General features: G+C 35.1%; 6 protein-coding genes. All 6 read left to right on the forward strand.

Annotation, left to right across the window (positions count from 1 at the left end):
- A partial coding sequence (locus ES948_RS10665) for a TRAP transporter large permease subunit (protein WP_152184936.1) occupies positions 1 to 316 on the forward strand: 316 nt, incomplete at its 5' end.
- A 10-nt stretch (positions 317 to 326) separates the two neighbouring features.
- Positions 327 to 821 (forward strand): HIT family protein, encoded by a 495-nt coding sequence (locus ES948_RS10670; protein WP_152184937.1) that lies wholly within the window; start codon positions 327 to 329, stop codon positions 819 to 821.
- Positions 811 to 2127 (forward strand): M23 family metallopeptidase, encoded by a 1317-nt coding sequence (locus ES948_RS10675; RefSeq protein WP_152184938.1) that lies wholly within the window; start codon positions 811 to 813, stop codon positions 2125 to 2127. The genes ES948_RS10670 and ES948_RS10675 overlap by 11 nt, the downstream gene beginning before the upstream one ends.
- An 80-nt stretch (positions 2128 to 2207) precedes the next feature.
- On the forward strand, positions 2208 to 3410 hold the full coding sequence (locus ES948_RS10680) for a molybdopterin-dependent oxidoreductase (RefSeq protein WP_152184939.1): 1203 nt from the start codon (positions 2208 to 2210) through the stop codon (positions 3408 to 3410).
- An 11-nt stretch (positions 3411 to 3421) separates the two neighbouring features.
- Positions 3422 to 3730, forward strand: a complete 309-nt coding sequence (locus ES948_RS10685) for a sulfite:cytochrome C oxidoreductase subunit B (RefSeq protein WP_152184940.1) — start codon at positions 3422 to 3424, stop codon at positions 3728 to 3730.
- Positions 3731 to 3851: 121 nt separating this feature from the next.
- A complete protein-coding gene (locus tag ES948_RS11195) occupies positions 3852 to 5975 on the forward strand; it encodes a methyl-accepting chemotaxis protein (protein ID WP_152184941.1) in 2124 nt (707 codons plus the stop codon).
- Positions 5976 to 6241: the final 266 nt, after the last annotated feature.

Below are 6241 nucleotides of genomic sequence, written 5' to 3' on the forward strand. Positions count from 1 at the left end.
AATGCTTGCCATTTTTGTACTTGGCTTTTTCATTGACTTTATCGAGATCAGTTTTATTATTGTGCCGATTCTCGTTCCTGTTATGGATGCTTTTGGGATTGATCCTATCTGGTTTGCAGTACTTATTGCTATGAATCTGCAAGCATCCTTTTTGACACCGCCTTTTGGACTCTCGCTCTTTTTTCTAAAAGGTGCAGCGGGTAACAGTATAACGACGATGGATATCTACAAAGGAATCATCCCTTTCATTCTTTTACAGCTTTTAGGACTTGGTCTTGTTATAATGTTCCCAGACTTAGTATTTGCATTTATATAAGGAAGAGAAGATGAATGATATTTTGTATGCTCCGTGGCGTGATGAATATGTTGCAGGTGAGAAGATAGAAGGGTGTGTGTTTTGCCATATCATCTCTCACAAAGATGATGATGAAAAACTGCATGTGCTTTACCGTGATGAGCACTGTTTTATGGTGATGAACAAGTATCCTTACACCCCTGGACATTTTATGATTATTCCAAATGTACATACAGATAAACTAGAAGCATTGCCAAGTGAGATATGGCTGCATATGTCGGCTTTAGCACAGCAGGGGGTAAAGCTTTTAAAAGAAGGTCTTAATGCCCGAGGTGTAAACATCGGGATGAACTTGGGTGCAGCTGCAGGTGCGGGTATTGCAGAGCATATTCATATGCATCTTGTACCTCGTTGGGAGAGAGATACGAACTTCATTACTTCCATTGGACATACACGTGTGTACTCAACTGATTTTGATAAGATTTATAAAAAGATAAAAAGTCTGATACCAAAGTATGTCACATAGCATTAGAACACTCTTTGTTTTTCTACTTTTATTAACTTCTCTCTATGCTGGTGAGTACCCAAAAACTTTTGCTTCTTTGGGTACACCACTTTACAAAGCTTCCAGTCAGCTCTCACACTTCTCAAATATGCCACTTATACAAAAAGAGATAGTCTCATTTCAAAGAAAAAGCAAAGCTTTAAAAGAGCAAGGGTTCTCAGTAGATAAAAGTGAAATTAAAGTAGAAAAACTTGCCTATTTAAAAGCATTGCGTGAGCTTCAAAAAGAGTATGATTATCTGATACATCTTTTGCACCGTGAAATTATAAAAGCAATAGAAGATGATGATTATGAGGATTTCATCAAACTGACATCATACAATCTAGAAACACTGCTTGGGCCAAACTCCTTGCGTGAGCGTGCAATTAGATACTATAAAAAACATAAAGATAAGAAAAAAAGCAAATTGCTTGAGCATTTTATACAAGAGAAAGAGCTTTTAAATGCAACATCGCAGGAATTTTTCAACCAAACAAAATCATCACGCTTTAGCTCACAAAAAGAGAGTTATTCTACATATAAAGATGTTTATGCAACAACAAAAAAGTACAAAAAGTATGTAGATATCTTTTTTACCAATACAAACTTTTATGATGTAACCATTAAAGTCAAATCACAATATAAAAACATTCAAGAGTCATGTTACAAAGATTCTGTCTTTGTCATTAAAGCAAAATCAAAAATGCGCTATGCCCGCTTGTATTATAGAGCTGCAAATGCACGTTATTCATTTCAATATAATTGGATAATCGGTTCAAAAGATGTCAGACCAGATAAGAAGTATCTTTATAGGCTTCCCTTTAGAGTAGGGGAGTCACATATGGTCTCTCAAGGTTTTCATGGAAAGAGCACTCATAAAGGGCACTCGGAGTATGCAGTGGATTTTAAGATGGATATTGGTACAAAAATCTATGCTGCACGAGGTGGTATTGTTGTAAAAACAAAAGATGACTCCAACAAAAAAGGCTTTTCGAAAGCTTTTGCAAAATATGGTAATTATGTTATTGTCCTTCATGATGATGGAACATTCGGAACATATTATCATCTAAAAAAAGGTGGCGTGCTTGTAAGTGTCGGAGAGAGAGTAGATAGAGGCAGTGCTTTGGGATATTCAGGAAATACAGGTTATACAAATGGACCGCATCTTCACTTTGCAGTATTTAAAGCAGTGAGAACATTAAAGACAGAGTCTCTTCCTATCAAATTTATTTCTGCGCAAGGAGTTGTAGACAAGCCAATTACAGGTAAATATTACAAGGCAAAATAGTGCTAGTTTCTACTATTTAATTATGTTTAAACATAAATTGATATAATAAGAGCTATATTTAAAAGTTATAAGGAAAACTTATGAAGAGAAGAGAGTTTTTAAAGACTTCTATTGTTGCATCTGCAGCAGTTTTAGGATCATCTACTACTTTATCTGCTGGCGAAACACATCAACCAATAGACAGCAGAAAAGTATCAGATATGGCATTCCCTGAGAAACGACCGCTTATTACATATTCTGACAGACCACCACTTTTAGAATCACCAAGAAGCACGTTTGCAAGAGGTATTACAGAGAATGATGAATTTTTTGTGCGTTGGCACCTTCCGGATATTCCTACACATATAGACCCAGACAAATATACTATTAAAATCAATGGACTTGTAGAAAAAGAGTTAGAGATTTCTTTAAAAGAGTTAAAAGAGGATTTTGAACAAGTTGAAGTTACTGCCGTACTGCAGTGTGGTGGTAACAGTCGTTCTGCATTCACACCTATTGCCGGTGGTATCCAGTGGGGAAGTGGTGCTATGGGTTGTGCTAAATGGAAAGGGGTAAGACTCCGTGACCTTTTACATAAAGCAGGTCTTAAAAAAGATGCACACTGGATCGGATTTAACGGAAAGGACAATGCGGCTTATTATGAAACACCGAACTTTGTTCGTGAATTAGAGATGGAAGAGCTAGATGACCATGTTATCGTTGCATATGAAATGAATGGTGAAGATCTTCCATACTTGAATGGGTATCCGCTTCGTTTGGTTATTCCGGGATATTACTCAGACAGCTGGGTAAAAATGCTTAGTAATATCACTGTTACAAACAAGTATAAATCACTCTTTTTTATGGATGTTGCGTATCGTGTGCCAGACAACAAAACTGAAAGTGAAACTCCAGAACATAAGTTTAAGCCAACAAAACCTATTACTACAATGAATGTAAAATCAGTTATCGGATACCCTGAAAACGGTATGAAGGTATATCATAACTCTCATGTTGTTGTTCGTGGTGTTGCGTTTGATGATGGAACAGGTATCAAAGATGTTTATATATCTACTGATGGTGGCAAGAGTTGGGACAAAGCAGAACTAAAACAAGAAAATGGACGTTATGCTTATACTGAATTCAGATATGCTTTTAAACCTACTAAATATGGAAAAGTTACATTTATGGCAAAAGCTGTAAACCGTTTAGGTAAGGAACAACCATTTGCAAAAGATATCGGATGGAATCATGGCGGTTATAAATATAACGGCATAGATGAAGTTACAGTAGAAGTTGTATAAGGAAAAAAAGAATGAATAAAATATTATTATTAGTTATGTTGTCAGTAGGTTCACTTTTTGCACAGGTAAAAGGTGATGTTGAAGTTCCATATATTGCATATCAGATTAAAATGGGAAAAGGGTTTGATGCAGTGCAGGCAAATTGTCTTATGTGTCACTCATTTGGGTATATTATCAATCAAGGTCCTCAATCACGTCTTTTTTGGAAAAAGAAAGTTGATAAAATGATCACTCATTTTAAAGCACCTATCCCTAAAGAAGATGCAAAAATTGTTACAGATTATCTTTTTGAACATTATGGAAACGGAGAGTTAAAATAGCATCTAGAAAAGAATAACCTAGTAAAGGTTGTTCTTTTGCATGTATAAATAATTATTTTCACCACTAATTTTATAAAATTAGTATAAAATTAGTGGTGAAAGTATAAAAAGGGGGAGAGATATGGACTTTAAATCTATTTCAATTAGCAAAAAGATACACATTCCGCTCATTGTTTCTATTGTCATAGGCTTGTTAATAATCTTAATTAATTATTTATATTCAATAGATGAGTTGACAAATGATGTGTATTCAAAAGAGAAAAACTCTCTAGAGTCTACATATGCAGAATTAATGCGCGGCAAAAGAGATATAGGATTAACCAATGCGATCAATATCTCTAAGAACTACAGTGTTATTCGTGCACTGTTAGAGAACAACAGAGAGATTGCAATCGATGGACTCAAATCGCTCTCTGAAGAGTTCAAGACATACACGAACTATAAAAACATCAAAGTACATATTCATGATGCTAATATTCACAGTTTTTTACGTGCCTGGAAGCCTAAAAAATTTGGTGATGACCTAAGTGGATTTAGAAATACGATAGTAGCAGTAAAAAAAGACAAAAAACCGATAGTTGCCATTGAACTTGGTCGTGCCGGGCTTGTTCTACGAGGTTTATCACCTGTTATTGTCGATGGTAAATATTTAGGTTCTGTAGAGTTTATGCAAGGGCTCAACTCAATTGTAAAAACAGCAAGAAAGGTCAATGGTTACGAGATAGTCATTGTTATGAAAAATGAGTTTCTTCCTATCGCTACGAAACTAAAAGATGCTCCAAAGATCGGCAACTATACATTGGCAGTAAAAAAGAATGTAGTGGATAACGACTTCCTCAACAATCTTAAAAATGCACAAATTGATAAAGTAGATGGTTTTCAGATTACAGATAAATATTTTCTAGTCTCTAAAGCTATAAAAGATTTTTCAGGTAAAGTTGTTGCTTACGCAGTTATCGGTGAAAATATTGAAAATGTTAACAGTGTCATATCTCAGTCAGAAGAGTCTCTGCAAAAACAGGTCTATATTATAGCCTTTTTTGACTTGCTAATGCTTCTCTTCTTATTACTTATTATTAAAAAATCTGTAACAGAACCAATACTCAACCTTGATAATGTGGTAAGTGAACTAGCACAAGGTGATGCAGATCTTAGCAAACGTTTACCGGTAAAAAGTAATGATGAACTTGGGCGTGCAAGTAAAAGTTTCAATGCTTTCTTAGATAAGGTAGAAAAAATTGCACTCGATGCACAAGAAGAAGCTAAGAAAGCTGAAGAGGCCGCTAAAGTAGCTGAATCGGTTGTAGAGAACAATAAACTGACATTGGCACTCTCTTCTGAAATGATAGGTGGTGCTGTTAAAAATGCAGATAACTTACGTAGAAGTATGGAAAAAAGTGTTGAGAGTGTGAATCAGGCAAATGAACTCAATGCAAAAACTTCAGAGGTTATTTTAGAGGTTACAGAATCAACAGGTAATATTAAACAGGCTATCAACAATATTACAGAGATGATAAGTGAGTCAAGACACTCCGCTGAAGAGCTTAACTCAAATGTAGAAGAGATTTTCAATGTCATCTCTCTTATTAAAGATATTTCTGACCAGACAAATCTCTTAGCGCTCAATGCTGCCATAGAAGCTGCGCGTGCAGGTGAACATGGACGTGGTTTTGCCGTTGTTGCAGATGAAGTAAGAAAACTAGCAGAACGTACGCAAAAAGCGACAAGTGAAGTAGAAGCGAATATCAGTGTACTTAAACAAAACTCTATGAGTATGAGTGAAAACAGTGAAAAAATTGAAGAGCATTCAGTAGAATCGCAACAGACACTTGATGAGTTTGTAGAGATACTCTCTCAACTTATTGAAAATAGTAAAGTGATTACAAAAGATAACGAAATCATTGGTCATGAACTCTTTGCAAATATGGCAAAACTTGATCATATGGTTTATAAAAACAATGCTTATTCGTCAATGCTTGAAGGAAAACTCAATTTCCAACTGACAGACCATAATAGCTGTAGGTTAGGAAAATGGTATGCAGAAGAGGGGAAAGGGCATTTTGGTAAAACAAATGCATTCCAATCTATTGAAGTACCACATAAACAAGTGCATGATGCCATTGCTAAAGCGATGCAAAAACTTGACAGTAGAGATATTGATGAGATTATTGCACTCTTTAAAGATGCAGAAGAAGCATCGTTAGAGCTTTTTGAGTATCTTGACAATATCATTAAAGAGGATTAAAGATCCTCTTTAACCCTTCTTAGATTTTAGAACAAAGAAAAAAATCCCCGCAATTACTAAAAAGATTCCTATTCTAATTGTTAAAGTTGTAATATCTGTTGTGTCATTCATTTTATAACTCCTTTCTTTTTTGATCTTTTGTAGCTTTAACCCATCGTTTTAAAAAACTCTCTCGTGAGTATATTTTTGAACCCAAACGTTTTTTATATTCCATATGAGGATGACTGTCAAACGAACTGCTAAAATTGGCACTAAAGGAAGTGAGT

This window comes from Sulfurimonas indica, from assembly GCF_009192995.1.
Taxonomy (GTDB): domain Bacteria; phylum Campylobacterota; class Campylobacteria; order Campylobacterales; family Sulfurimonadaceae; genus Sulfurimonas; species Sulfurimonas indica.

Bases quoted from the DNA above. Each gene is read 5' to 3' on its own strand.
- ES948_RS10675 (WP_152184938.1), top strand. From the start codon at position 811: ATGTCACATAGCATTAGAACACTCTTTGTTTTTCTACTTTTATTAACT.
- ES948_RS11195 (WP_152184941.1), top strand. From the start codon at position 3,852: ATGGACTTTAAATCTATTTCAATTAGCAAAAAGATACACATTCCGCTC.
- ES948_RS10670 (WP_152184937.1), top strand. From the start codon at position 327: ATGAATGATATTTTGTATGCTCCGTGGCGTGATGAATATGTTGCAGGT.
- ES948_RS10685 (WP_152184940.1), top strand. From the start codon at position 3,422: ATGAATAAAATATTATTATTAGTTATGTTGTCAGTAGGTTCACTTTTT.
- ES948_RS10680 (WP_152184939.1), top strand. From the start codon at position 2,208: ATGAAGAGAAGAGAGTTTTTAAAGACTTCTATTGTTGCATCTGCAGCA.